Below are 23,745 nucleotides of genomic sequence, written 5' to 3'. Positions count from 1 at the left end.
GGACCGGAGGCCGCCCTGTGGAGCAACCGCGAGCGCTCCACAGGGTGCCGATCGCGGTGCCCGTCCACCGGTGACGGTCACGAGGGCCGAGCGTGTCACGCCGCCGTCCCATGCTGGGGGCGGAGAGGAGCACACGATGACCAGTGACCAGGTGGGGCACAACGCCGTCAGCCTCGTCGGCCGGGTGAGTGGGGAGGTCGTCGAGCGGGAGCTGCCGAGCGGTGACCACCTCACGACCTTCCGTCTCGTCGTCCCGCGCCACGACAGCCCGGAGGGGCGGGCCCGCGTCGACACGATCGACGTCGCCTGCTGGAGGGTCGCACCCGCCGGGTGGCCGGACGGGTGGGGAGGGGACCGTCGTCGCCGTCGGGGCGCGCTGCGTCGCCGCTTCTTCGCCACGGGCGCCGGACGAGGCTCGCGCTACGAGGTGGAGGCCCAGCGGCTGCGTCGCCTGCCCGCGTCCTGACGGCGCCCCCGGTGGGCGCTCGGAGGGGCGGACCCCCGTGTCGGTCCACCCCTCGGCCACCTCAGCTCCGGCGACCGACGAGGCGTCCCCGCCGGTGCGCGAGCACGAGGAGCACCGCGGTGACGGCGGAGCACAGGAGGACGGCGACGACGCTTGCCTCCGGGCCGAAGTCCCCACCGGTGAGCCAGGTCGGGCCCGAGGTGCCGGCGGTGACCAGGGCGCCGTGTGCCTCTGCGCCGGACGTGACGGTCCCGAAGACCGCGACGATGGTGACGTTCCAGCCCAGGTGGAGCCCGATCGGCAGCCAGAGCGAGCGCGTGGCGACGTAGGCGGCGCCGAGCAGGAGCCCTGCTTCGACCGCGATCGCGGTCGCGCCCCAGAGGGAGGCGCTGGGGTTGACCAGGTGCACGAGACCGAAGAGGGCACTGGAGCCGCCGAGGGCCAGCCACGTGCCCCACCGCGGCTCGAGCAGGCGGAGGACCACGCCGCGGAACACGACCTCCTCGGCGACCGCGACGGCGCACATCATCCCGACGACCGTCAGCGCGTCGGACAGGGAGCCCCACCCGGTGACCTGGTAGGCGCCGAGCAGCGCGAGCGCGCCGATCGTCGCCGCCGCCAGGAACAACCCGCCTGCGAGGCCGGTGAGAACGCGACGGGCAGCGCCTCGCGGCGCGAGCTCCAGCACCGGCCGGCGCTCGACCCGGCCGACGAGGAACCGGTACAGCCACAGCATGAGCACCGCCAGCAGTGGGCCCGACAGCAGCGCGACGACCGGGTGGTCGAGCGCCGAGGCGATCGAGCTCGTCACGACCATCCCCGCCACGAGCGCGACCAGCAGCGCCGTGGCCCGCACCCAGCCCGTGGACCAGGGGCCGGGTCGCCCAGGGCCGGCCGTGGGGCCGGCGGTCCGGGGGCTCGGCGGTGTGGGCGGCGTGTCCTTGATAGTCCTGCTCATCGTGCGTCCTCCTCGTTCGGTATGGGATCGAGAACGACGCTACGGACGACGCGCGCCCGGGTCGTCACGCCCGGGAGGACATGTCCGGTAGCTCTCCAGAGGGACACCCCGGACCGGAGGTCAGTGACCTCCGGCCAGCCCCAGGCGGTGGACGAGGACGACGGCCTGCACCCGGTCCCGGAGGTCGAGCTTCATGAGGATGCGGGAGACGTAGGTCTTCACCGTCTCGTGGCTGATGACGAGCGCGCGGGCGATCTCCGCGTTGGACAGCCCCTCCGCGACGAGGGCCAGCACCTCCCGCTCCCGTGCCGTCAGGGTGGCGAGCGCCCCGGTGTCGGGGTCGGCGGGCCGCACCCGCTGGGCGAAGCGCCCGATGAGACCGCGCGTGATGGCGGGCGACAGCAGCGACTCTCCCGCTGCGACGACCCGGATCGCGTGGAGGAGCTCCGCCGGGCGGGCGTCCTTGAGCAGGAACCCGCTGGCCCCCGCCCGGAGCGCGTCGAAGACGAGCGCGTCGAGGTCGAAGGTCGTCACGATGAGCACCTTCGCGGGGTCGCTCACGTCCGGTCCGGCGATCCGGCGCGTGGCCTCGATGCCGTCCAGCTGGGGCATCCGGATGTCCATGACGACGACGTCGGGACGTTCCCGCGCGACGACATGGACGGCGGATCGGCCGTCGGCCGCCTCCCCGACCACCTGTAGGTCGGGCTGCGCGCCGATGATCGTGGCGAACCCCGTGCGGACGAGCTCCTGGTCGTCGCACACCACGACCCGGATGGGCGATGCCGCCGTCTCTGCGCTCATGCCGGGATCCGGGCGTGCACGACGAACCGGCCGTCGACCGGGCCTGCCTCCAGGACCCCGCCGAGCAGCGCGACGCGCTCCCGCAAGCCGATCAGCCCCTGCCCGCTGCCGCGGCCCAGCCCCGGCTCGAGCGCCGGCTCCGTCGTCACCGCCACCTCCACCCCACTCTCCTCGTACCGGACCCGCACCTGCGTCGCGGCACCGCGGGCGTGCTTCATCGCGTTCGTCAGGGACTCCTGCACCAGTCGCGTCACCGCGAGCGAGGTCGCCGCCCCGAGCGGCGCCGACTCACCCAGCTGGACGAGCTCGACGGGCTGGCCGGCCGCACGAGCCCTCGCGACCAGCTCCTCGACGTCGACGACGGCGGGCTCCCTGGTGGTCCCGTCGTCGGCTCCGTCCAACGCGTCGAGCAGTCCGCGCAGGTCGGTGAGCGCCGCCCGCCCGGTCTCGCTGATCGTCGTGAGCACGGCCGCCGTCGCGTCCCGGTCCGGGCTGTAGTGCGCGGCGTCGGCCTGGACGACCATGGCGGTGACGTGGTGGGTGACGACGTCGTGCAGCTCCCGGGCGATGCGGCTGCGTTCCTGCTCTACGGCGGCACGCTCCACCTCCCGACGGCGGTTCTCTTGAACCTCCGCTCGACCGCGCAGCCAGCTCCCCACCAGCCACAGGGACGCCAGCAGGAGCCCGAACACCACGAAGTCCCAGGCACCGGTGGGTGAGCCGGCGGCCGCGAGCGCTACCGACAGGAGCACGTAACCGGCCGCCGCGCACCCGGCCGTGAGCACGCGACGGCGCTGCGTCAGTGCTCCCGCCGCCACGAGCGCGACCAGCAGCCCGAGGGCCGCGAACGTCGTCGGGTACCCCAGGAGCTGGTAGGCGCCGAACGCGGTGCCGACGACGGCGAGGCCGGCGGAGGGCCAGCGGCGCAGCAGGCCGACCGCGGCCCCCTGAGTGACGAGCAGAGCCCATCCCACGGGGTCCATCGCCCGGTCGGGAAGCTCGGCGAGGTCCACGCCCTGGCGCTCCACCCCGGGGACGAGGGCCAGACCCACGAGCGCGACGGCGAGCAGAACCTCCCAGCGGCGGCCGAGTGGCGAGGGACGAGCATCCATACGAGACGCGGCCTTTCGCGGAAGTCGGGAGCCGCAACGGTGACGTAGCGTCGCCCACGTTCTCACGGCACGGCCAGCTGACGACAGGCCGATCACCGGGCAAGACCCGGCTGGGACCGCCGCGTCCCAGCGGTCGCCCGCGCCCGGGACCGCGCCACGACGCCCACCTGGGACGGGGCCTAGGCAGGCCGGGCCGGACGTGGCACGATCGGCGCCGTGGACACCGCCGCGGAGCAGCGCCTGCAGGACCTCGCGCTGCTTCGCCGTGTCCGCGACCGGATCGACCGCGAGTACGCGCAGCCCCTCGACGTCCCCGCCCTCGCCCGTGGCGTCCACATGTCCGCCGGGCACCTGAGCCGGGAGTTCCGCAACGCGTACGGCGAGCCGCCCTACTCCTACCTCATGACCCGCCGCATCGAGCGCGCGATGACGCTGCTGCGCCGGGGGGAGCTGAGCGTCACCGAGGTCTGCTTCGCGGTCGGCTTCTCCTCCCTGGGGACGTTCAGCACGCGCTTCCGGGAGCTCGTCGGGGTGCCGCCCAGCGCCTACCGCGAGCGCGCCTCGGACATGCCCGGGGGGATCCCCCCGTGCGTCTCCAAGCGCGTCACCAGACCGGTCAGGAATCAAGAAGCCCGCGTCGCAGCCCTGCCCCTAGCGTGACCGTCATGGACATCACCATTCACGCCAGCTTCCTGCCCACCACCGACCCGGAGGCCTCGCTCGCCTTCTACCGGGACGCCCTCGGCTTCGAGGTCCGCCAGGACGTCGGCCAGGGCGCCATGCGCTGGATCACCATCGGTGCGCCCAGCCAGCCCGGCACCTCGATCGTCCTCTACCCGCCGACGGCGGACCCGAACATCACCGAGGACGAGCAGCGGACCATCGCGGAGATGATGGCCAAGGGCACCTTCGCCAGCGTCCTCCTCGCCACCCCGGACCTCGACGGCGCCTTCGAGCGGGCCCAGGCCGCCGACGTCGAGGTCATGCAGGAGCCCACCGACCAGGACTGGGGCGTGCGCGACTGCGCGTTCCGCGACCCGGCCGGCAACACCGTCCGGCTCCAGCAGAGCTGACGCGACCCCAACGGAGACCCGGATGACGACGACCGACACCTCGACGGCCCGCGCGACGCAGGCCGACACCCACGACCTCATCCGGGTGCGCGGCGCCCGGGAGAACAACCTCCGGGACGTCGACGTCGACATCCCCAAGCGGCGGCTCACGGTCTTCACCGGGGTCTCCGGCTCGGGCAAGAGCTCCCTCGTCTTCGACACCGTGGCCGCGGAGTCGCGACGGCTCATCAACGAGACCTACAGCACCTTCCTCCAGGGCTTCATGCCCACCCAGGCACGCCCCGACGTCGACGTCCTCGAGGGCCTGACGACGGCGATCGTCGTCGACCAGGAACGGCTGGGCGCGAACCCGCGCTCCACCGTCGGCACGGTCACCGACGCCAACGCGTTCCTGCGCATGCTCTTCAGCCGCCTCGGTGAGCCGCACGTCGGCTCCCCGAACGCCTACTCCTTCAACGTCCCGTCCGTCACCTCGCAGGGGGCCATCTCCGTCGGCGGGAAGAAGGCCGTCAAGGCGACCTTCAACCAGCTCGGCGGCATGTGCCCCCGCTGCGAGGGACGCGGCGCGGTCACCGACATCGACCTCGCCCAGCTCTACGACGACTCCAAGTCCCTCGCCGAGGGCGCCATCACCGTCCCGGGGTACGTCGCCGACGGCTGGTACGTCAAGCTCTTCATGGAGTCCGGCTTCCTCAAGCCGGACAAGCCGATCCGCGACTACACCAAGCGCGAGCTCCACGACTTCCTCTACAAGGAGCCGGTCAAGGTCCCCGTCGGCGGGGCGAACATGACCTACGAGGGCCTCGTCCCGAAGATCAAGAAGTCGATGCTCGCCAAGGACCGTGACGCGATGCAGCCGCACATCCGGGCCTTCGTCGACCGCGCGGTCGTCTACCAGACCTGCCCCGACTGCGAGGGCACCCGGCTGGCCCCCCACGCCCGCGAGTCGACGATCCGCGGCACCAGCATCGCCGATGCCTGCGCGATGCAGATCAGCGACCTCGCCGAGTGGGTGCGCGGGCTCGAGGCGCCCTCCGTCGGCCCGCTGCTGGACAACCTGCGCCACCTGCTCGACTCCTTCGTCGGGATCGGGCTGGGGTACCTGTCCCTCGAGCGCCCCTCGGGCACGCTGTCCGGCGGAGAGGCCCAGCGCGTCAAGATGATCCGCCACCTCGGCTCCTCCCTCACCGACGTCACCTACGTCTTCGACGAGCCCACGGTCGGGCTGCACCCCCACGACATCGAGCGGATGAACGCCCTGCTGACGCAGCTGCGCGACAAGGGCAACACCGTCCTCGTCGTCGAGCACAAGCCGGAGACGATCGCCATCGCCGACCACGTCGTCGACCTCGGTCCAGGGGCCGGCACGGGCGGCGGGGAGATCGTCTACGAGGGCAGCCTCGAGGGTCTGCGGGCGAGCGGCACGCTCACCGGCCGCCACCTCGACGACCGGGTGCACCTCAAGGACACCGTCCGCGAGCGCACGGGCGCCCTCGAGATCCGCGGCGCGCGGCAGAACAATCTCACCGGGGTCGACGTCGACGTCCCCACCGGGGTCCTCACCGTCGTCACCGGCGTGGCCGGCTCCGGCAAGAGCTCCCTCATCCACGGCAACCTCGGGGGCCGCGAGGGCGTCATCGTCGTGGACCAGGGCCAGATCAAGGGCTCGCGGCGCTCCAACCCGGCCACCTACACCGGCCTGCTCGAGCCGGTGCGCAAGGCCTTCGCCAAGGCCAACGGCGTCAAGCCGGCGCTGTTCAGCGCGAACTCGGAGGGTGCGTGCCCGGTGTGCAACGGCGCCGGGGTCATCTTCACCGAGCTCGGCTTCATGGACACCGTGAGCACCACGTGCGAGGAGTGCGAGGGCCGGCGCTTCCAGGCTGCGGTGCTCGAGTACACCCTCGGGGGGCGGAACATCGCCGAGGTGCTCGAGATGCCCGTCGCCGAGGCGGAGGCCTTCTTCGCCGACGGTGAGTCCCGCACCCCGGCCGCGCACGCCATCCTCGAGCGCCTCGCCGACGTCGGTCTCGGCTACCTCACCCTCGGCCAGCCGCTCACCACGCTCTCCGGCGGGGAGCGCCAGCGGCTCAAGCTCGCCGTCCACATGGGGGAGAAGGGCTCCACCCTCGTCCTCGACGAGCCGACCACCGGCCTGCACCTCGCCGACGTCCAGCAGCTGCTCGCGCTGCTCGACCGCCTCGTCGACTCCGGCCGCACAGTCGTCGTCATCGAGCACCACCAGGCCGTCATGGCCCACGCCGACTGGCTCGTCGACCTGGGCCCGGGCGCCGGGAACGACGGCGGACGGGTCGTCTTCCAGGGCACACCCGCCGAGCTCGTCGCGGGCCGGGCCACCCTGACCGGCGAGCACCTGGCCGCGTACGTCGGCGCCTGAGCAGCCTCAGCCAACGAGGAAAAGTCCCCGTCGGCGTAGACACCGACGACGACGCACTGCGGCATCCCCGTGTGCAAACGGCGAGAAGCAGGCGGCCCACGCCGGTATACAGGTGCCCCAACACGACAGGGAAGAGCGGAGCAGGGACATGGCCGGTCGAGGCCGTCGAGCGCGATGGGTGTCGGTGGGCGCAGCGGCCGTCGGCGTCCTCACGGCCTCGTGCGCCGGCGACGCCGCCGTCCCGGCGGCCGCGGAGGTGGCCGCGCTGCTCGGCGACGCGCACGACGCGCGCGCGACCCCTGATGAGCTGTGCGACCTCGCGACGACCGACCTCAGCTGCCGGTCCTCGCTGGGGACTGCGCCGCGGGCGCCGGAGGTGGCGCCGACACTGACATGCACGGGACCGTTCGACGCTCCGGAGGGCTACGTCGACGGCACGCTCGCCCGCGTCCAGGGCGTCGACGGCGACGGGAACGCCTACGACTCGACCCTTCTCGCGATCATGACGCACGAGGGAGCACGGTTCATCGACCCGGTCTACTGGGCCGCGGCGGGGATCTCCACGGGCAGCACGACGGACGAGTCCAACCACGTGGAGCTGGACTGCTGAGGCGTGCAAGGGCCACGACCGTCGTGACACAGACAGGTATGGAGCCACGTCGTCCACGCCGGCCCGAGACCGTAGCCGCCGCCGCCGCCGCCGTCGTCGGGTTGCTCGCTGCCATGGTCGCTGCCTGCGGTGCGCCGGCCGCCGGGGAGTCCTGCATCTCGTGGGTGCCCGCCGACGATGACGCGGCCCGGACCGAGCTGGCCGACGTCGTCGTCGAGGGCCGGCCGGTCGAGCGGGTGGGGGAGCGGGCCATGTTCGGGGTGACCGCCACGGTGTGGGACGTCGAGGTCGACCGGGTCCTCAAGGGGACGACGGAGGTGGGCACCGTCATCGAGGTCGCCTCGACGCCGCGCACGTGTGAGGTAGGAGGCGCGTACCCCGACGGTGACCCCCTGGACGCGGCGGGGCGGCTCCGGCTCTATCTCAGTGACTCCGACTTCGGGATCGAGGGCACCGAGCCGGGGCTCGCGCTCATCACGCCGTTCGACGGCGTCGGCGCTGCGGACGGCTGACTACCAACCCTCGGGCTTCGTGTCCTTGCCGTCGAGCCACAGCCGGTCGGAGGCGTCGGCATGGGTACCGCCGGAGCCGACGTGCGTGGCACTGATCTGGTCGCCCTTGGTGATGACGTGGACCATTGCCATGGCGTGGCCGCGGCCGAGCCCGTACTCGTCCCGGAGCCACTCGACGATGGGGGTGGCCTTGGTCCCTGCGCCGAAGCCGCGTTCGTTGGCCTGTTGCAGGAGCTGGCGCGGCGTGAGGCCGGTATTCGTCTCGACGGCGTCGAGGTAGGCCTGGAAGGACATCGCTGCTCCTCTCCGCGGGAGCGCCGGCGCGCGCCCCGGTGTGCCTCACCGTACAGAGGCGGTCAACCCCGCCGTTCGTCGCCAGGGACGCGCCGTACGCGTCAGCGGGACAGTGCCCGCTCGAGCGGGATGCTGCCGTCCTGCCACGGGAGCAGGGCCCAGAGGGCGACGTAGAGCACCCACCCGATGCCCGGCAGCAGGAACGCGAGCAGGAGGAGCAGGCGCACGATCATCACGTTGGCGCCCAGGCGGGCGGCGACACCACCGCAGACGCCGCCAAGGATCCGCTGGGGGCCGCGCCGGAAGCCAGTGCGGCGGATGCTGTCGAAGAAGGTGTTCATGACCCCAACGCTAGGGTCGGGTCCCACGCCGCGACATCGGGGACCGCCCTGATCTCACCCTGGTCCGCCGTCCCACCAGCGCAGCACGCGCAGGGCCCGCAGGGTCACCCACCGGCTCGGGAAGCCCTCACCCTCACCGAGGTCGAGAAGGGTGGGTCCCTCGTGGTGCAGCTCCAGGGTCCACAGCCCTCTCTCGTCCGCCTTGCCCCGGACGAGCTCGACCGCCTCCGCGAGCCGCGGGTCGCGGCGGTCGGCCAGCCGGAAGTGCTCGAGGCCGCGCAGGACGTCGTGGTACCAGCGCACGGGGTAGGAGAGCATCGTCATCCGCGGGTCGGCGACGGTGCCGTCGGAGCGACGGCGGAACAGGCCCCGATCGAGGAGGTACTCCTCGCCGGAGAGCCGGGCCTCGCGGACGTCGGGCTCGTCGTGGCCGGCACGCTCCCACGCGAGCAGGCCCTCGACGACACACACGGTCGAGTGGAAGGAGGAGACCGAGGCGCCGTGCTCGGCCCAGCAGTTCCACCCGCCGTCGGGCAGCCGGCCGGCCAGCAGGGTGGAGACCATGGGGGAGGCGTCCTGCTCGAAGTACCCGGCCGTGCGCAGCGCGACGCCGTTGATGCAGGGTTCGACCTCGCCGTCGAAGAAGGGCTCGCCCTCGTGCTCCCAGCGCACGTGCTCCCGCACGAGGCCGAGGGCGCGCTCGGCCTGCGGGCTCGCCGGGTCGAGCCCGAGGTCGGCGAGCTGCTGGAGGGCGAAGTGGGTGGCCGTCCACGCGTCGAAGAAGGGACGGGACTCGTCCACCCACCCGGGGCGGTAGATGCCGCCGTCCCAGCGTCCGTCGTCGGCCTGTTCGGCGAGAAGGTGCGCCCCCCACCCGGTCGTGGCGACCCGGGCACGTTCGGCGGCCACCTCGTCCTGCGGTGCGTCGGTGAGGTCGGCGAGCACCTGCCAGCGCAGGGCGGGGTCCGAGTCGAGCAGCCAGGCCACGACGTCCATGCGCGGAACCCTACGCCCGCCCGTGCCCGGAGTCGTCGAAACGGCATCTCGCCGGGTCTCGGCACTGGTCGCTACGGTCGCGATGACGTCCCGTCAGGGCGGATGAGATCTCGGGCCGGACCCTCAGTCGTCAGTCACGCGCCAAGGCCCAGGTGCTGAGACCCATGACGCCGCCGGCCGCCAGCCCGATCCGGGTGTGCGCGTACCGGACGCCGCGTGCCGTGAGCCGCTCGCCCCACCGGTAGATCGCCCGCTCGCCCGCCACCGTCCCCACGACGCTCAGCACAACCAGCGCCACACCGGCCGCCATCCTCACCGGCCCGACGCCGTTCGGTGGGGTGCCGCCCAGCCCGAGTGCCTGCGCGTCGATCGCCGGCTCGGTCGCCATCCGTGCCACCAGGGTGGTGGGGACCGCCTCGGCTGCTGGCGCGTCTCCGCCGCCCTCAGCGGCGGCGTCCACGGTGTCGCCGTCGGCCGCCTGTGCGGCTCGTACGGCTCGTGCGGCCCACGCCGCACCGCCGACGATCACCGCCACCTTGAGCGACCCGCGTGCCCGGCGCGACGCGACGACGTCAGGCAGCGCGTACCAGCCCCCGGTCAGCACACCGTTGACGACGGCGTCCGCCGCCGCTCCTTGTCCGCCTTGCCTACCCACGTACGCTCCCTCGTTCGGTGTCGAGCCACTAACGCCCAGGCGGCTGCTCGAGTTCCACGCCGGACGCCATCATTGTCGTTGATCGAGCTGGGCACCGGTCCTCACGCGGAGTGCACGACGAAGTACTGATCGCCTTCGCAGCCTGTCGGAAGGTGCTCAACGATCGACGGAGGCGTTTCGCTGTCACCGCCCCCTAGTGACACGGCGTCGCCCAGGGAGAACGTGTGGGTGAACCCGGAGAGCTCGCCGGCCTCGTCGTCCCAGGTGAAGTCGGTCGGGAAGACCGGGACGACGACCTGTCCGGGCCAGATCGTGACCTTGCGCGCCATCGTAGATCGGCCGGGACCGGTACCTCTGTCAGTCGCTCCCACCGGGCGAGCTGGCGTCGAGTCTCGGCGGCGACGAGCTCGGAGAGGTCACCTGACGGCGGGCAGCACGCACAGCTCGTTGCCGGACGGGTCTGCGAACACCCGCCACGGCAGGTCGCCCCAGCCCGGGTCGAGCTCCCGGCCGCCACGCTCGACGATACCCGCGGCGACGGCGTCGGCATCGTCGCCGGGATCGAGCCGGACGTCGAGGTGGACCCTGTTCTTCGCGCGGCCCTTGGGGGCCGGCTCAGGGCAGAGCTCGAGCAGCGGCCCGCGCCGGGAGGGGTGCCGCAGCGAGCAGGGCGCGACGCCGTCGGCCCTGGTCCAGCCGGTGAGCCACGACCAGAACTCGAGGTCGCGCTCGGGGTCGGCGGAGTCGAGGGGGAGAGCCGCGACCGGCCCGGTGTCGCGGTAGACGTCCCGGTGCTCCATGACGCAGAACGGGGTGCCCTCCGGATCGGCCAGGACGACCCACGGCACCTCACCCTGCCCGATGTCGAGGTGCCAGGCACCGATCTCGAGGAACCTGTCGACGAGCTCGAGCTGGCGGTCCCCGCCGAGCAGGTCGAGGTGCAGTCGCAGCGGCTCGGCCGGTGGCTCGGGGACCGGCTGGACGCACAGGTCGATGACCGGGCCGTCGGGAATCGGGAGCCGGGTCTCGAACCCCTCCGGCCCGTCACTGAGCCGCTCGCCCCCGAGGACGGCCTCCCAGAACCGGCCGACCCGGCCCGGGTCCACGGCGTCGAGCACGATGTTCTCCAGACGCATGGCACAACGGTAGGACCGGGCCAGGGGAGTGGTACACCCCCGGCGAGACATCAGGTCGCTGCGAGTGCGCGCACCGCCCGCTCGATCGCGGGTCGCATGTTCAGCGCGGCGTCCACGGTGAGGCGGTGGAGGAGTAGCCCCTCGGCGAGGGCCATGAGCGCCCGTGTCGCGGGCACGGGGTCCGGGATGCCGGCGGCAGCAACGACCGTCTCCGTCCACCGTTCGAACTCCTGGCGCTGGTGACGCAGCGGCTCGGCCAGCTCCGGGTCGCCGGACAGCTCGAGGAACAGGGCGTAGCGCGCGCGGGTGCGGACGGCGAACCGGCCGGTCTCGATCTCGACCATCGCGCACAGGGCCTCGACGAGGTCGGAGGGGCTGGCTACGTGCGGCATGCCGGTGGGGTCGACGTCGGCCCGCTCGCTCTCGGCGATCCAGTCCACGACACCAGCGAGCAGTGCCCGGCGGGTACGGAACCAGTTCGACGTCGAGCCCGGGGGGAGCCCCGCGCGGTCGTCGACGCGCGCGTGGCTCAGGGCGCGGACGCCGTCCGTGCCCAGCAGTGCCACCGCCGCCTCAAGTGCTCGTTCCCGGGTCCCGGCCATGGACATCCCCCTTCGGGCAGGTTTACTATGTTCATAGTAGTCCGACGAACGAAGAAGGCCGTCATGGACACTCCTGCTCACCCCGACGCCGGTCCGGTCGACACTGCGGGGTGGTCGCCGCCGCTGCCCGAGGCTGCCGGGTTCGATCATCGAGTCGTGGACACTCCGGGGCTGCGCACCCACCTCGCCACCATCGGGGAGGGACCGCCGGTCATGCTCCTGCACGGCTTCCCGCAGCACTGGTGGCAGTGGCACGACATCGCCCCGGCCATCGCCGGGCACGGCTACCGCGTGCTGTGCCCCGACCTGCGCGGTGCGGGCTGGACGAGCGCCGACGACCCACGCATCGACCGGGAGACCCGGCTGCGCGACGTCGTCGCCCTGCTCGACGTGCTGGGCCTCGACCGGGTCGATCTCGTGTCACACGACATGGGCTCCATCACCGCCATGCAGCTCTGCTATGCGCACCCCGACCGTGTGCGGACAGCGACGCAACTCGCCGTTCCGCCCGGTTTCATGACGTTCGACCCGGCAATGCGCCGAGCCTTTCGTCATCTGCCCCCGTTCATCTGGCACCGGCCAGGCAGGTCGCTGCGCGGGACCTTCTCTCCGAGGTACCTCGCCCGTCCGATGGCCGGGGACACGGTGGCCGCCCACCTCGCACCGATGGCCCGGCCCGAGGTCGACGCAGCCGTCCGTCCGCTGTGCCGCCACATGGTCGCGGCGGAGGGGTGGCGGATCATGCGCGGCGTCTACCGGCGCCGGCGGCTCACCGTGCCGACCCTCGTCGTCTTCGGCCGGCTCGACTACGCCTTCACCGAGGAGCTCGTCGGCCGGACCTGCCGGGAACCGGAGCGGTACGCGGACCGGGCCGAGTTCGCCTACGTCGACGACGCCGCCCACTTCATCACCGACGACGCACCCGACGCGGTGGTCGACCTCGCCGTCGACTGGTTCGTCCGCGCCGGGTGACGGACCTCGGACAAAATGGCTGCGGGGGACGGAGGGGCTGGCATAGCGTCGAGAGATGACCCATCCGGGCAACGGACAGGTGGCCGAGGCGGCGCCCCCGCGTCTGCCTGTCGCGGCGCGGCTGGCCGTCGTCGTCACGGGTGCCCTGTTGGGCTGGCTGGCGATCGCGGCACTGACCACTCGAGTGTGGGGCGAAGGCCTCTCACTGGCGAGGCACGCCGTCAGTGCCCTGGCGGCGCTTCTCATCGCCGGGGCACTCGTCGTCGCGGCGCGCCGGCTCCTGGACAGGCGCCCCGTCGGGACGCTGGGGCTGTCCGGTGGAAAGCGCGCGGCCCGCGACCTGCTCTACGGAGCCCTGAGCTGGCTGCTGCCGGCCGCGGTCGGGCTGGCGGTCGCGCTGGCGGCCGGGTGGCTGCGGATCGAGATCGACGCGACGCTCGCCGAGACCGTCGGCGTCGTCCTCCTGCTCGTCGTCCTGGTCCTCGTCTACGAGGCGTTCCCCGAGGAGCTGCTCTTCCGCGGGTACGTCTACCGCAACCTCACCGCCGCCGTGGCGCCGTGGCTCGCCGTGCTCGTCCAGGCGCTCCTCTTCATGCTGTTCGGCACGGCGCTGTGGGTGATCACCGAGGGGTGGGGCGTCCTCCTCGAGCGGCTTGTCCTGTTCTTCGGGATGGGGGTGGTGGTCGGGTGCATCCGGCTGATCTCGGGCTCGGTCTGGGCCGCGGTGGGCTGGCACCTGGCGTTCCAGGTGGTCATGCAGCTGGTCATCTCCAGCCAGTACCTCGAGGCCACGGTGAGCAACGAGACCGTCTTCGTCGTGGCGACGGCGGTGGTGGCCTTCGCGACGTCGACGACGATCGCCGGGTTCCTCTGGCCGGGCCAGGAGAGCTGGGCCCGGCCCGAGCCCGACGTCGGGCCGCCGCGATGACTTCGGCTCGCGTCGGCGGTCAGCACCACCGCACGGCCGGCCGGAGGAGGTAGCGATGTCCAGGACCCGGATCCACAACCTGTCGATCTCTCTCGACGGCTTCGTCGCGGGGGAGGTGCAGAGCCTCGAGACCCCGATGGGGCACGCGGGCGAGCGGCTCCACGAGTGGATGTTCGCCACCAGCTTCGGGGCCCGGCTGGTGGGCGCACCGACGGGCAGTGCCGGCGTCGACGACGCGATGGCTCGTTCGCACGAGCCGGGCATCGGCGCGGAGATCATGGGGGCGGGCAAGTTCGGGCCGCCCGGCTGGCATGACGACGCCGACTGGCGCGGCTGGTGGGGGAGCGAGCCCCCGTTCCACACTCCGGTCCTCGTGCTCACCCACCGCCCGCGAGAGGCGATCGAGATGGCGGGCGGCACGACCTTCCACTTCCTCGAGGCCTCACCGGCGGAGGCGCTGGACGTCGCACGTCGGGCCGCGGGCGGCCTCGACGTCCGTATCGGTGGCGGGGCGACCGTCGCGCGCGAGTTCATCGCCGCGGGTCTCGTCGACCACATTCACCTCGTCCAGGTGCCTATCGTCCTCGGGCACGGCGCGTTGCTGTGGGACGGCCTGGAGGGGCTGGAGCGCAGTTATGACATCGAGGTGGTCTCGACGCCCAGCGGCGTCACCCACCTGACGTTCACGAGGCGCTCGAGTGGGTAGCGTCCGGCGGTGGAGCACACGTGCGCCTCTGCCTCCTGCTCCTGCGGACTCCTGTGGCGCGGCGGGCGGCGGCACACCGCCGAGGTTGCCGGCCACATGGCCCATGGCATGGACGGCGACGGAGGCCATGCCGCGCGGTTCGGCACGCAGGGTGTCGACGAGAAGCGGTGCCTGCGCCTCACTTGCTCAGAGAGCCAGCATGGGAGCCAGTGGTACTGCGGACGCGCATGTCCGCGAGCTGGTAGGCACGGGAGCTCGTGAGACGGGAGCGTGAGCCGAGTCGCAGCATGTGCGGACGCCAGTTCGTGAGCTGGCGCTGCAACGTCACCCAACGGCGCCAGCGGCGAAACCAGGAACGCCTACTCGGACGAGCGGGCACGTCCCCGTTGTCAGCCGGCTTCCACGACTTCGACCATCCGGGCGAGAGCCCGTTGCATGTAACGGCGCCACAGGGGCCGGAACGGGCCCGCGAGGACGAACCGGCGTCCGCGTAGCGGCTTGAACTCATATGTCCAACGGATCGAGCAGCCCGGTTCTTGGACACGCACGTTGTGAGAGTGCCTGGGCAGGAGACGTGGTGGGAATGAAGGTTTGATGAAGTCTTCCCCGAGGCCGTTATCGAACCGTGATCCTGGGGGTCGGGGTGTGTAGCGTCGCTCCTGCTTCCCGGCCCCTTCATCGGGAAGCCCGCGTGCGGACGCCGAGCCCTGCCACCGCACCGTGGTCCTCGATCGTCCGTGGCAGGGACGGGGAACCCAATCTGGGCCTGCGTGCAGGTCCTTGGGGTGAAGCTCGATGACCGAGCCGGGTGTGCTCCTACCCGAACCCGACAGCTGACCTCGTAGGCGCCCTGGAGAGGTTTACCCGTGACATCTAGCCACACCCGTGGACGGCACCGCGCCGAGGGCCGTCCCATCACCGCTTTCTCATCACTGGGCCCGTGCCTGACGGGTCCGGCCGCCCGCCGTGCCGCGCTTGCCGCGGCCTCCTCCGGCCTGGTTTTGACCATGGCCACGACCACCGCCTCCGCGATGGAGCCGGTCCACCCCGACCCCCCGGTCGTCGACACCCAGGCGACGGCGAGCACGCAGACCGGTGACGCGGCGCAGGTCACCCACACCGTCGTGTCGGGAGACACCGTGGGGAAGTTGGCGCAGCGCTACGACAGCACGATCTCGGCGATCATCGCGGCGAACGGTCTGAACGCGCAGGCCCTGATCATTGTCGGCGAGGTGCTGACCATCCCCCAGGGTCAGGGCGGCACGTCGGCGGCGACCACGGCCACCTCGTCGGCGACCGGCGTCGAGCGGGAGACCGCCTCGGCGTCGCGGTCGGCCGCCCGGGAGGCCCCGCCGGCCAACGCGTCGGGCAACGCGGTCCTGGACATCGCCTACCGATACATCGGCACCCCTTACGTGTGGGGCGGGTCGACCCCGGCGGGCTTCGACTGCTCGGGGTTCACCCAGTACGTGTACGCCCAGGCAGGCATCTCCATCCCACGGTCCTCCTCGGCGCAGCGCAACGCGGGCACGCAGGTCTCGGCCTCCCAGGCCCAGCCCGGTGACCTGGTGTGGTGGCCCGGGCACGTGGGCATCTACGTGGGGAATGGGCAGTACATCGCGGCCTTCAGCCCGGGCAACCCGCTGTCGGTGCGTGACATCTATAAGGCGAACCCAACGTTCATCCGAGTGGGTTGAGCAACGGGGGGTGGCCCGCAGGTGACTGCGGGCCACCCCCCAACTGTTCGGCCTGATCCTGGCGATTGGCGTTGGTCGAGGCTGCACGGGTTGGGGTCGCTGCTGGAGCCAGATGAGTCCGACCGGGCGCTCCGGGTCCCCGTGCCAGGAGCACCGGGATGAAGACTCGATGAAGAATGCCCGTGAGGCCGCTGCTGGGCGTGGTGTCGCCACCCAGCACGTGGTTAGCCTCCATTAGCCCCACCCGATGGGCTGACCAGCTGCGGCTGGGCCTTCTCGCCCATCGGCCACATTGAGCAGATGGAGACGCCCGTGACACTCAGGACCCGACTCTGCGCCGTTGCCGGCGGGGTTGCGCTGACTCTCGCCTTGGCCGCGTGCGGTAACGGCGAGCAGAGCACACCGGAGGAGCCGGCCGCCGGCAACGCCACGGAGGAGACGACCGACAGCGCGACGCAGGCCGAGGACGTGCACAACGACGCGGACACGATGTTCGCCCAGATGATGATCGTCCACCACGAGGGCGCTATCGAGATGGCCGACCTGGCCGTGGAGAAGGCTGCCAGCGAGGAGGTGCGCTCCCTCGCAGAGCGGATCTCCGCGGCGCAGGGCCCGGAAATCGAGCAGATGACGGCCTGGCTCGAGACCTGGGGTGAGGAGACCTCCCCCATGGGCCACGAGGGCATGGACCACGGCGGCATGGACATGGAGGGGATGAGTCAGGAGGAGGCCATGGCCGAGCTGGAGTCCCTGTCCGGCGCCGAGTTCGACCAGCGGTTCCTCGAGCTGATGATCGCGCACCACCGCGGCGCGGTCGACATGGCTCAGGACGAGCTCGACAGCGGGGAGAACCCGCAGGCGCTGGAACTCGCCCAGAAGATCATCGATGACCAGCAGGCCGAAATCAGCGAGATGGAGGAACTCCTCCAGGGCCTGTGAGGTTCGGACCCGCCGGCGGGCGAGCCCAAGTTCGCCCGCCGGTCCATGTCGACCCGAAACAGGACGGCGCCCGATGACCGAGAGAACGATGAGGACCCAGCGCTGAATGAACAGGAGAGTGTTTCCCATGGCCGAGCACGAACACTCGAACGATGACAACCACGACAGCCACTCGCGGACTCCGAGCATGAAGATGTACCTGCGGTTCGCTGCGATGCTCCTGACGGCGATGGTCGTTATGTACTGGGTGATGTTCGCCGGGTCGTGGGAGTGGGGCCACATACGCTTCAGCCAAAGCCGTGTCTTCATGGCGGTGACCATGGGTGGCGCGATGGGGCTGGTCATGCTCGCGTGGATGCTCAATATGTACAAGAACACCAAGGCGAACGCCGTCGTCGTGGTGGTGAGTCTCGGGCTGCTAGCGGGCGGGATCGCGCTGGACCGCAGCCAGGCAACGGTGGACGACGCCGCCTTCATGCGCGCGATGATTCCCCACCACTCCCTGGCCATTACGCGCTCGGAGCGAGCCGGGATCGAGGACGTCCGGGTCTGTGAGCTTGCCGTGGAGATCAGCGAGGCGCAGCGGCGCGAGATCTTCGAGATGGACTGGCTCATCAAGGACATCGCGGAGAACGGGGTGGCTTCGACACCGGAGGAAGCGCAGGCGCGCCCGGTGACGGCCTTTGAGGAACCTGCAGAGCGTCAGTGCGACACGGACTGAGGCGTGTCCATAGCCCGTCCTTTGGACTACCCTCCATCGACGGCACCCACTGTCAGCCCATGCCGCTGACGCCTCGCTGATGCACAGGTTGGGGGCGCTAGCGCGCGGACCGTGCCCCGTGGGGCAGTCACCGGCACTTGGATCGGGGCCTCGCCAGGAGGTCCCAAGTCGAACCGGTTGCCGAGCCGGACTAGGGCCGCGGCCGCGTCCTCCCAGGAGTGGTCCGCGGGCGCCTGGACGGCGGTGACGACGGTGGGTGCTTGGTGGCTGCCACGAATCCTCCTCATGGTTGTTGCGGTCCGAAGAGGCATCGACCAAGTGGGGCAACCGATCGAGCTTTCATGAAGAGCCGATGAACATCTCTGCCTCGTGCAGGCGAATCGGGAATGGACCGCTGCCCGGGCTCCTTACGACTGACGCAGATACCCTCCAGGGGTATGCGGAACGAAGGAGTGAGGGGTTGCCATGGGTACGTCACCGGGCCACGATCACGCAGGGCGCCGGCCAGGCGAGGGCCAGGGTCACAGCGCACACGTCCACCACGACTCGGCGCAGGGCGACGCGGGCGGGCATGGGAAAGGGGAGGCCACGCACGGGCAAGCGATACCCACTGGCGACACGGGTGTCACCGACCCGCTGACCGCCGCAGGACATGGCTCGGCCGTGCACGATGGGCACGGCGAACAGCCCGGTCACGACAGCGGTCCCGACGTCCACGCCGATCACGGCGGTCACCCCGGTCACGGCGGGCACGGCGACCACGTGGGCATGTTCCGTCGCCTGTTCTGGGTCATGCTGATCCTGGCGGTTCCCACGGTGCTGGTGAACGGGATGTTTGCCGACCTGCTCGGCTACACGCTGCCTGACGTGCCGGGGGTGGAGTGGGTGTCCCCGGTGCTGGGCACGGTGATCTACCTGTGGGGCGGGCGCCCGTTCCTCACCGGCGCGGTCGGTGAGCTGCGTTCGCGCAAGCCGGGGATGATGCTGCTCATCGGGATGGCGATCACGGTCGCCTTCGTCGCCTCCCTGGGAGCCAGCCTGGGGCTGTTCTCCCACGAGGTGGACTTCTGGTGGGAGCTGTCGCTGCTCGTCGTCATCATGCTGCTGGGACACTGGCTGGAGATGCGTTCGCTGGCCCAGACGTCCTCCGCGCTGGACTCACTCGCCGCGCTGCTGCCCGACGAGGCGGAGCGGGTGGAGGGGGACCGGGTCGTCGCGGTCGCCCCCGCTGACCTTCGTCTTGGTGATGTCGTCATCGTCCGCCCGGGCGGGCGGGTACCGGCCGACGGTGAGGTCGTCGACGGCGGCGCGGATGTCGATGAGTCGATGATCACCGGGGAGTCGCGGCCGGTGCCACGCGCGGTGGGGGACCAGGTCGTGGCCGGCACGGTGGCCACCGACAATGCGCTGCGGGTGCGGGTGTCGGCCGTGGGGGAGGACACCGCCCTGGCCGGGATCCAGCGGCTGGTGGCCGAGGCGCAGGCCTCCACCAGCCGGGCCCAGCTCCTGGCGGACAAGGCCGCCGGCTGGCTGTTCTGGTACGCAGTCATCGCCGCGGCGATCACCGCGGTGGTGTGGGTGTCCTTCGGGGTCCCGGAGAGCGCGCTGGTCCGGGCGATCACCGTCCTGGTCATTGCTTGCCCTCACGCCCTGGGTCTGGCGATCCCCCTCGTGGTGTCGATCTCGACCGAGCGCGCCGCCCGCGGCGGGGTCCTCGTCAAGGACCGTGGCGCCCTCGAGCGCATGCGCGTGGTCGACACGGTGCTGTTCGACAAGACCGGCACGCTCACCAAGGGTGAGCCCGCGCTGACCGGTGTCACGGGGACCGGCGGGTATGAGCACGGGAATCTGCTGCGGCTGGCTGCGGCCGCCGAGGCCGACAGCGAGCACCCTCTGGCCGGGGCGATCGTCACGGCCGCCGAGCACCGCGGCCTGCAGGTGCCCCCGGCTGTGAACTTCCGTGCGACGATGGCCGTGGGGGTGCGCGCCACCGTCGAGGGCCGCGAGGTCCAGGTGGGCGGGCCCGCCCTGCTGTCCCAGCACGGCGCCGAGCCGCTGGCAGCGACCGCGTCGTGGGCGCAGGCAGGTGCCACCGTCTTGCACGTGATCATCGACGGGGAGGTGGCCGGTGCCGTCGCGCTGGCCGATGAGGTCCGCGAGGAGTCACGGCAGGCGGTCGAGGCCCTGCACCAGCTGGGCATCCGGGTTGTCATGATCACCGGCGACGCCGAGCCGGTGGCCCGGGCCGTGGCCGCCGAGTTGGGTATCGACCAGGTCTTCGCCCAGGTGCGCCCGGAGGACAAGAGCGAGAAGGTCGCCCAGTTGCAGCACGAGGGCCGCACCGTGGCCATGGTCGGGGACGGCGTCAACGACGCTCCGGCGCTGGCCCAGGCCGACGTCGGGATCGCGATCGGCGCGGGCACCGACGTGGCGATCGCCTCCGCCGGCGTCATCCTCGCCTCGGATGACCCGCGTTCGGTGCTGTCGGTCATCCAGCTCTCCCGCGCCGGGTACCGCAAGATGAAGCAGAACCTGTGGTGGGCCGCCGGGTACAACATCGCCGCCGTGCCACTGGCCGCGGGTGTGCTGGCACCGGTCGGGTTCATCCTGCCCATGTCGGTCGGCGCGATTCTCATGTCGCTGTCGACCATCGTCGTCGCGCTCAACGCCCAGCTGCTGCGCCGCCTGGACCTCAGCCCCGAGGCCAGCACCGCCGCGGCGCACGGCGCCCCGCAGGTCAATCCTGCCCGCACGGCGCTGACAACTGACCGACGCGACGAGCCCGTGGCCACGCACCACTGATAGGGGCGTTTGCCACCACAGGGTCCTGCGAGGCGGGTCTGTGGCGGAGGGTGATGGCTGTCCAAGTCTGGGCCGCCACCACCCGTATCGTCTCCCACGGCAGCCGGCACCACTGCGGTGGCCGCCCAGGAGCGGACGGCGACAAAGGAGCCACGGTCAGGGTGAGCGGTGACCGGGCCGGGTGTCGGCGACCACGGGCAGCTCGACGGTGAACAGGGCGCCGTGACCGGGACCGGGGCTGGTCGCGGTCACGGCGCCGCCGTGGGCGTGGACGATGGAGTGGACGATGGCAAGGCCGATGCCCGATCCGCCGTGGGCGCGGTCCCGGGCGGCGTCGGCGCGGTAGAAGCGTTCGAAGAGGTGCGGCAGGTGCTCGGCGGCGATCCCGCTGCCGCTGTCGCGCACCGACAGGCGTAGCGTGGACCCGGTCCGCTGCGCGTCCAGCTGCACCCGGCCTCCCTGTGGGGTGTGGCGCACGGCGTTGTCCAGCAGGTTGGTCAGGACCTGGCCGAGCCGGTCGGGGTCGGCCGTGAGCACCGTCTGGCGGGCCTCCTCGGTGACCTCGACCCTCAGCTCGACGCCCTTGCCGGTGAACCTGGCGGCGGCCTGCGCGGCGGCGTCGTCGATCAACGCACCGACCTGGAGGGGCTGCCAGTGCATGCTCAGGCGTCCCTCCCCGGCGGCGGTGACCAGGGTGATGTCCTGGGCGAGGCGGGCCAGGCGCGCGACCTGCTCGCGCAGCATGCCCACCGTTGACTCGTCGGCCGTGACCACACCGTCGAGGATGCCCTCGAGGTAACCGTCGAGCGTGGCCACCGGGGTGCGCATCTCGTGCGCCAGGTCGCCGAGCATGCGCGTACGTGTCTGCTCGATCTCTCCGAGGTCAGCGGCCATGGTGTTGAACGCGCCGGCGAGGTCATCGAACTCACCGCCCATGTGCACCTCGGGAACGCGGGCGGCGTAGTCACCGCCAGCAACCCGGGCGGCGGCCTGCCGTACGCCTTCCAGCGACCTGGCGATGCGCCGGGTCAGGAACACACTGACGACGACCGAGGTGAGCAGGGCGGCGAGCAGCGCGAGGGACAGCGACAGCGTCCACGCCGTGGTGAAGGCCTCCTCGACGTGGGAGACGACCGAGGAGTCCGCGGGCTCGGCCATGAGCATGTGGTCGTGGAAGATCTCCGGGCCGATGGCCGAGGCGACAGCCCACGCGGTGCCGGCCGCGACGAGGATGACCGCGACGATCGCCGCGAGCAAGCGGGCGCCGAGCCCCCACCGGCGGCGCGGCGTGGCGCTCACTGGCCGGTCCCCATCCGGTATCCGACGCCGCGCACCGTCTTGACGAACTTCGGCGCGGAGGCGTCGTCCCCGAGCTTGCGCCGCAGGTGAGCGATGTGAACGTCGACGAGGTGCTCATCGCCCACCCAGCCCGGTCCCCACACCAGCTCGATGAGCTGGCGGCGGGACAAGGCCATGGTCGGGCGGCTGGCCAGGGCGGTGAGGACATCGAACTCAGTGCGGGTCAGCGCCACAGGATCCCCCTCGATGAATGCCTCCCGGCCCAGCAGGTCGATGCTCAGTGGCCCGAACGACGCACCGGCCCCGTGCGGCCCGGTGTCCTGGCGTGGGCGGCGCAGCATCGCCCGCACCCGAGCGACGAGCTCGCGTGGGCTGAAGGGTTTGGTGACGTAGTCATCGGCGCCGACCGACAGCCCGACGAGCTTGTCGACCTCCTCCACACGAGCGGTGAGCATGACGATGTAGCAGTCGGAGAACGTGCGCACCGTCCGGCAGACCTCGATGCCATCGGCACCGGGAAGCCCGAGATCGAGGACGATGACGCCCGGGCGCCACTGACGGGCCCGCTCGATCGCGTCATTGCCGTCGCCGGTGACCTGGACCTCGAAGCCGTGACGTTCCAGGTAGCTGGCGGCCAGCCGCGCCAGCGGGGCTTCGTCGTCGACGACCAGCACACGGGGCAGGTTCACGTCAGTAGGGACCGCAGTCATGCGGCCCATTCTCGCCGTCGGCGTGGCGGACCGTTCCAGGCTCGCTGGACGTCGGACGCGTCCGTACGGAGTCTTGAGATTGCGGCTGCTCTCACACCTGAGTACTTCTCCAGGGTCAGGAGGGTTGGAACGCCCAGTGCCAGGGCTCGCGCGGGGTGTCCTCGACGAACCCGAACCGAGCGGCGTTTGTACGCATCCATGCCTGCGCCGATGCGTCCAGGTCGAGGTCTACGGCCATTCCCCAGCCGTGCTGGCTGGTGCCCGGCTTGGCGCCCAGGCCGCCCTCCGAGTAGAGACCCTTGCGCCGCACGACGTCGACCTGCACGTCGTAGGAACGGTAGGAGTCGGTGATGCCGATTGCTACGCCCTCGGCCGCAGCTGCCGAGAGCAGCTTCTCGAACGACTGAGCGGCGGGCGCCCACAGTCTGTGGCCGGTATCACCCACCGATGCGAGAGCCTCACGCGGGATGCGGCCGTTGCCGTAGGCCGCGAGATCGACCGGCACGCCCTCGCCGTTGACCTTGAACCCAGACGCTCCGAGGGTGGAGGTGCCCGCAGCCACAGCGGGGGCAGTGTCGGCAACGGCGCTGGCGAGGACTTCGGCGAATGCTGTGGCAGAGCCTGCGGCTGGCTGCACGCGGGGGACCGAGATCGAGCCGAGGGTAGCCTCGATCTGCGCCATGCGTTGAGAGATGGCGAGGATCCCGTCCACCGATACTCCGTTCGTCGCCTACTACGCCTATCGGCGCCTAGCCGCCTCTCGTTAGGAGAACCGCCGCCTGCACTCACCCCTGGGGGGTTGCAGTCGGCGCGAACCCGAGACGTTCCTCCTCCATGACAGGGCGGAGCCGACGCGTCTTGTTGAGGTGAACCTCAGTCGCGTTGCTCCGACGTGCGCTCAGCTGAGCCGGGCCGCTGGGGCTCGACATCTGTTTCAACTCGTCCTGGTTCATCGCCGATAATGTGCATTATGTCATCTTGCGGGGAGGCTAGGCGCTGGATGTACTCCCGTGCTCG

General features: G+C 71.4%; 27 protein-coding genes and 1 riboswitch. Of the genes, 13 read left to right on the top strand and 14 right to left on the bottom strand.

Annotation, left to right across the window (positions count from 1 at the left end; translation table 11 throughout):
* Window positions 1-136 precede the first annotated feature (136 nt).
* Complete coding sequence (locus ACWPXV_RS13745) at window positions 137-466, top strand: single-stranded DNA-binding protein (RefSeq protein WP_454085736.1); 330 nt, start codon at window positions 137-139, stop codon at window positions 464-466.
* 61 nt (window positions 467-527) lie between these two features.
* On the opposite strand, the gene ACWPXV_RS13740 is transcribed toward ACWPXV_RS13745, so the two are convergent.
* The 3 genes from ACWPXV_RS13740 to ACWPXV_RS13730 form a co-directional block, all read right to left on the bottom strand.
* Window positions 528-1,424: a CPBP family intramembrane glutamic endopeptidase gene (locus tag ACWPXV_RS13740; protein ID WP_454085735.1), complete on the bottom strand. Its 897-nt coding sequence runs from the start codon at window positions 1,422-1,424 to the stop codon at window positions 528-530.
* 120 nt (window positions 1,425-1,544) lie between these two features.
* Window positions 1,545-2,228 carry a response regulator gene (locus ACWPXV_RS13735; protein WP_454085734.1) on the bottom strand — a complete coding sequence of 228 codons (684 nt, stop codon included), beginning with the start codon at window positions 2,226-2,228 and terminating at the stop codon, window positions 1,545-1,547.
* Complete coding sequence (locus tag ACWPXV_RS13730) at window positions 2,225-3,340, bottom strand: sensor histidine kinase (RefSeq protein ID WP_454085733.1); 1,116 nt, start codon at window positions 3,338-3,340, stop codon at window positions 2,225-2,227. Before ACWPXV_RS13730 ends, ACWPXV_RS13735 begins: the two co-directional genes overlap by 4 nt.
* 216 nt (window positions 3,341-3,556) lie before the next feature.
* Between ACWPXV_RS13730 and ACWPXV_RS13725 the strand changes: the two genes are divergently transcribed.
* The 5 genes from ACWPXV_RS13725 (at window position 3,557) to ACWPXV_RS13705 (ending at window position 7,930) form a co-directional block, all read left to right on the top strand.
* The gene (locus tag ACWPXV_RS13725) at window positions 3,557-4,000 is read left to right on the top strand and encodes a helix-turn-helix transcriptional regulator (protein ID WP_454085732.1); all 444 of its coding nucleotides are present in this window, start codon (window positions 3,557-3,559) and stop codon (window positions 3,998-4,000) included.
* A gap of 5 nt (window positions 4,001-4,005) precedes the next feature.
* Window positions 4,006-4,413, top strand: a complete 408-nt coding sequence (locus ACWPXV_RS13720; RefSeq protein ID WP_454085731.1) for a VOC family protein — start codon at window positions 4,006-4,008, stop codon at window positions 4,411-4,413.
* 22 nt (window positions 4,414-4,435) lie between these two features.
* The gene (locus tag ACWPXV_RS13715; RefSeq protein WP_454085730.1) at window positions 4,436-6,808 is read left to right on the top strand and encodes an ATP-binding cassette domain-containing protein; all 2,373 of its coding nucleotides are present in this window, start codon (window positions 4,436-4,438) and stop codon (window positions 6,806-6,808) included.
* Window positions 6,809-6,992: 184 nt separating this feature from the next.
* Window positions 6,993-7,418, top strand: a complete 426-nt coding sequence (locus ACWPXV_RS13710) for a hypothetical protein (RefSeq protein ID WP_146237468.1) — start codon at window positions 6,993-6,995, stop codon at window positions 7,416-7,418.
* A gap of 38 nt (window positions 7,419-7,456) precedes the next feature.
* Complete coding sequence (locus ACWPXV_RS13705) at window positions 7,457-7,930, top strand: hypothetical protein (RefSeq protein WP_454085729.1); 474 nt, start codon at window positions 7,457-7,459, stop codon at window positions 7,928-7,930.
* Here ACWPXV_RS13705 and ACWPXV_RS13700 read toward each other — a convergent pair whose 3' ends face one another.
* From ACWPXV_RS13700 to ACWPXV_RS13670, 7 genes are all read right to left on the bottom strand, one after another.
* Window positions 7,931-8,224 carry a DUF4287 domain-containing protein gene (locus ACWPXV_RS13700; RefSeq protein ID WP_454085728.1) on the bottom strand — a complete coding sequence of 98 codons (294 nt, stop codon included), beginning with the start codon at window positions 8,222-8,224 and terminating at the stop codon, window positions 7,931-7,933.
* Between the two features lie 101 nt (window positions 8,225-8,325).
* Complete coding sequence (locus ACWPXV_RS13695) at window positions 8,326-8,565, bottom strand: PspC domain-containing protein (protein ID WP_110851196.1); 240 nt, start codon at window positions 8,563-8,565, stop codon at window positions 8,326-8,328.
* 54 nt (window positions 8,566-8,619) lie between these two features.
* The gene (locus tag ACWPXV_RS13690) at window positions 8,620-9,561 is read right to left on the bottom strand and encodes a hypothetical protein (RefSeq protein ID WP_110851195.1); all 942 of its coding nucleotides are present in this window, start codon (window positions 9,559-9,561) and stop codon (window positions 8,620-8,622) included.
* Between the two features lie 130 nt (window positions 9,562-9,691).
* Window positions 9,692-10,216, bottom strand: coding sequence for a hypothetical protein (locus ACWPXV_RS13685; RefSeq protein ID WP_454085727.1), 525 nt, complete (start codon window positions 10,214-10,216; stop codon window positions 9,692-9,694).
* 101 nt (window positions 10,217-10,317) lie between these two features.
* Entirely contained in the window at window positions 10,318-10,545 is a 228-nt protein-coding gene (locus ACWPXV_RS13680) for a hypothetical protein (RefSeq protein ID WP_454085726.1), read from the bottom strand.
* Window positions 10,546-10,632: 87 nt separating this feature from the next.
* Window positions 10,633-11,352 carry a VOC family protein gene (locus ACWPXV_RS13675; protein ID WP_454085725.1) on the bottom strand — a complete coding sequence of 240 codons (720 nt, stop codon included), beginning with the start codon at window positions 11,350-11,352 and terminating at the stop codon, window positions 10,633-10,635.
* 50 nt (window positions 11,353-11,402) lie between these two features.
* Window positions 11,403-11,954 carry a TetR/AcrR family transcriptional regulator gene (locus ACWPXV_RS13670; protein WP_454085724.1) on the bottom strand — a complete coding sequence of 184 codons (552 nt, stop codon included), beginning with the start codon at window positions 11,952-11,954 and terminating at the stop codon, window positions 11,403-11,405.
* 156 nt (window positions 11,955-12,110) lie between these two features.
* On the opposite strand from ACWPXV_RS13670, the gene ACWPXV_RS13665 reads away from it, so the two are divergent.
* The 6 genes from ACWPXV_RS13665 to ACWPXV_RS13640 all read left to right on the top strand — a co-directional run bounded on the left by ACWPXV_RS13665 (window position 12,111) and on the right by ACWPXV_RS13640 (window position 17,917).
* The gene (locus ACWPXV_RS13665; protein WP_258369191.1) at window positions 12,111-12,926 is read left to right on the top strand and encodes an alpha/beta fold hydrolase; all 816 of its coding nucleotides are present in this window, start codon (window positions 12,111-12,113) and stop codon (window positions 12,924-12,926) included.
* A 55-nt stretch (window positions 12,927-12,981) separates the two neighbouring features.
* Window positions 12,982-13,854, top strand: coding sequence for a CPBP family intramembrane glutamic endopeptidase (locus ACWPXV_RS13660; RefSeq protein ID WP_110851190.1), 873 nt, complete (start codon window positions 12,982-12,984; stop codon window positions 13,852-13,854).
* Window positions 13,855-13,909: 55 nt separating this feature from the next.
* On the top strand, window positions 13,910-14,560 hold the full coding sequence (locus tag ACWPXV_RS13655) for a dihydrofolate reductase family protein (protein ID WP_454085723.1): 651 nt from the start codon (window positions 13,910-13,912) through the stop codon (window positions 14,558-14,560).
* Between the two features lie 698 nt (window positions 14,561-15,258).
* Window positions 15,259-15,423: riboswitch (cyclic di-AMP (ydaO/yuaA leader) on the top strand.
* Between the two features lie 144 nt (window positions 15,424-15,567).
* A complete protein-coding gene (locus tag ACWPXV_RS13650) occupies window positions 15,568-16,257 on the top strand; it encodes a C40 family peptidase (RefSeq protein ID WP_454085722.1) in 690 nt (229 codons plus the stop codon).
* 312 nt (window positions 16,258-16,569) lie between these two features.
* Window positions 16,570-17,196 carry a DUF305 domain-containing protein gene (locus ACWPXV_RS13645; RefSeq protein WP_454085721.1) on the top strand — a complete coding sequence of 209 codons (627 nt, stop codon included), beginning with the start codon at window positions 16,570-16,572 and terminating at the stop codon, window positions 17,194-17,196.
* A gap of 127 nt (window positions 17,197-17,323) precedes the next feature.
* Window positions 17,324-17,917, top strand: a complete 594-nt coding sequence (locus ACWPXV_RS13640) for a DUF305 domain-containing protein (protein WP_454085720.1) — start codon at window positions 17,324-17,326, stop codon at window positions 17,915-17,917.
* 474 nt (window positions 17,918-18,391) lie between these two features.
* Here the strand turns inward: ACWPXV_RS13640 and ACWPXV_RS13635 are convergent, their stop codons facing one another.
* Window positions 18,392-18,679: a hypothetical protein gene (locus ACWPXV_RS13635; RefSeq protein WP_454085719.1), complete on the bottom strand. Its 288-nt coding sequence runs from the start codon at window positions 18,677-18,679 to the stop codon at window positions 18,392-18,394.
* 6 nt (window positions 18,680-18,685) lie between these two features.
* On the opposite strand from ACWPXV_RS13635, the gene ACWPXV_RS13630 reads away from it, so the two are divergent.
* Window positions 18,686-20,719, top strand: coding sequence for a heavy metal translocating P-type ATPase (locus tag ACWPXV_RS13630; RefSeq protein ID WP_454085718.1), 2,034 nt, complete (start codon window positions 18,686-18,688; stop codon window positions 20,717-20,719).
* A 156-nt stretch (window positions 20,720-20,875) separates the two neighbouring features.
* Here the strand turns inward: ACWPXV_RS13630 and ACWPXV_RS13625 are convergent, their stop codons facing one another.
* From ACWPXV_RS13625 to ACWPXV_RS13615, 3 genes are all read right to left on the bottom strand, one after another.
* Window positions 20,876-22,018: a sensor histidine kinase gene (locus ACWPXV_RS13625; protein ID WP_454085717.1), complete on the bottom strand. Its 1,143-nt coding sequence runs from the start codon at window positions 22,016-22,018 to the stop codon at window positions 20,876-20,878.
* Window positions 22,015-22,737, bottom strand: a complete 723-nt coding sequence (locus tag ACWPXV_RS13620; RefSeq protein ID WP_454085716.1) for a response regulator — start codon at window positions 22,735-22,737, stop codon at window positions 22,015-22,017. Before ACWPXV_RS13620 ends, ACWPXV_RS13625 begins: the two co-directional genes overlap by 4 nt.
* A 106-nt stretch (window positions 22,738-22,843) precedes the next feature.
* Window positions 22,844-23,440: a M15 family metallopeptidase gene (locus ACWPXV_RS13615; RefSeq protein WP_454085715.1), complete on the bottom strand. Its 597-nt coding sequence runs from the start codon at window positions 23,438-23,440 to the stop codon at window positions 22,844-22,846.
* Window positions 23,441-23,745 lie beyond the last annotated feature (305 nt).

Source organism: Georgenia sp. Marseille-Q6866, from assembly GCF_965111665.1.
Note: the sequence above shows the minus strand (reverse complement) of the source record. Positions and strands in the feature narration are given on the sequence as shown.

Bases quoted from the DNA above. Each gene is read 5' to 3' on its own strand.
- ACWPXV_RS13660 (WP_110851190.1), top strand. From the start codon at position 12,982: ATGACCCATCCGGGCAACGGACAGGTGGCCGAGGCGGCGCCCCCGCGT.
- ACWPXV_RS13675 (WP_454085725.1), bottom strand. From the start codon at position 11,352: ATGCGTCTGGAGAACATCGTGCTCGACGCCGTGGACCCGGGCCGGGTC.
- ACWPXV_RS13745 (WP_454085736.1), top strand. From the start codon at position 137: ATGACCAGTGACCAGGTGGGGCACAACGCCGTCAGCCTCGTCGGCCGG.
- ACWPXV_RS13695 (WP_110851196.1), bottom strand. From the start codon at position 8,565: ATGAACACCTTCTTCGACAGCATCCGCCGCACTGGCTTCCGGCGCGGC.
- ACWPXV_RS13730 (WP_454085733.1), bottom strand. From the start codon at position 3,340: ATGGATGCTCGTCCCTCGCCACTCGGCCGCCGCTGGGAGGTTCTGCTC.
- ACWPXV_RS13680 (WP_454085726.1), bottom strand. From the start codon at position 10,545: ATGGCGCGCAAGGTCACGATCTGGCCCGGACAGGTCGTCGTCCCGGTC.
- ACWPXV_RS13640 (WP_454085720.1), top strand. From the start codon at position 17,324: ATGGCCGAGCACGAACACTCGAACGATGACAACCACGACAGCCACTCG.
- ACWPXV_RS13715 (WP_454085730.1), top strand. From the start codon at position 4,436: ATGACGACGACCGACACCTCGACGGCCCGCGCGACGCAGGCCGACACC.
- ACWPXV_RS13700 (WP_454085728.1), bottom strand. From the start codon at position 8,224: ATGTCCTTCCAGGCCTACCTCGACGCCGTCGAGACGAATACCGGCCTC.
- ACWPXV_RS13650 (WP_454085722.1), top strand. From the start codon at position 15,568: ATGGCCACGACCACCGCCTCCGCGATGGAGCCGGTCCACCCCGACCCC.
- ACWPXV_RS13655 (WP_454085723.1), top strand. From the start codon at position 13,910: ATGTCCAGGACCCGGATCCACAACCTGTCGATCTCTCTCGACGGCTTC.
- ACWPXV_RS13670 (WP_454085724.1), bottom strand. From the start codon at position 11,954: ATGGCCGGGACCCGGGAACGAGCACTTGAGGCGGCGGTGGCACTGCTG.
- ACWPXV_RS13690 (WP_110851195.1), bottom strand. From the start codon at position 9,561: ATGGACGTCGTGGCCTGGCTGCTCGACTCGGACCCCGCCCTGCGCTGG.
- ACWPXV_RS13735 (WP_454085734.1), bottom strand. From the start codon at position 2,228: ATGAGCGCAGAGACGGCGGCATCGCCCATCCGGGTCGTGGTGTGCGAC.
- ACWPXV_RS13720 (WP_454085731.1), top strand. From the start codon at position 4,006: ATGGACATCACCATTCACGCCAGCTTCCTGCCCACCACCGACCCGGAG.
- ACWPXV_RS13630 (WP_454085718.1), top strand. From the start codon at position 18,686: ATGTTCCGTCGCCTGTTCTGGGTCATGCTGATCCTGGCGGTTCCCACG.
- ACWPXV_RS13620 (WP_454085716.1), bottom strand. From the start codon at position 22,737: ATGGGCCGCATGACTGCGGTCCCTACTGACGTGAACCTGCCCCGTGTG.
- ACWPXV_RS13740 (WP_454085735.1), bottom strand. From the start codon at position 1,424: ATGAGCAGGACTATCAAGGACACGCCGCCCACACCGCCGAGCCCCCGG.
- ACWPXV_RS13705 (WP_454085729.1), top strand. From the start codon at position 7,457: ATGGAGCCACGTCGTCCACGCCGGCCCGAGACCGTAGCCGCCGCCGCC.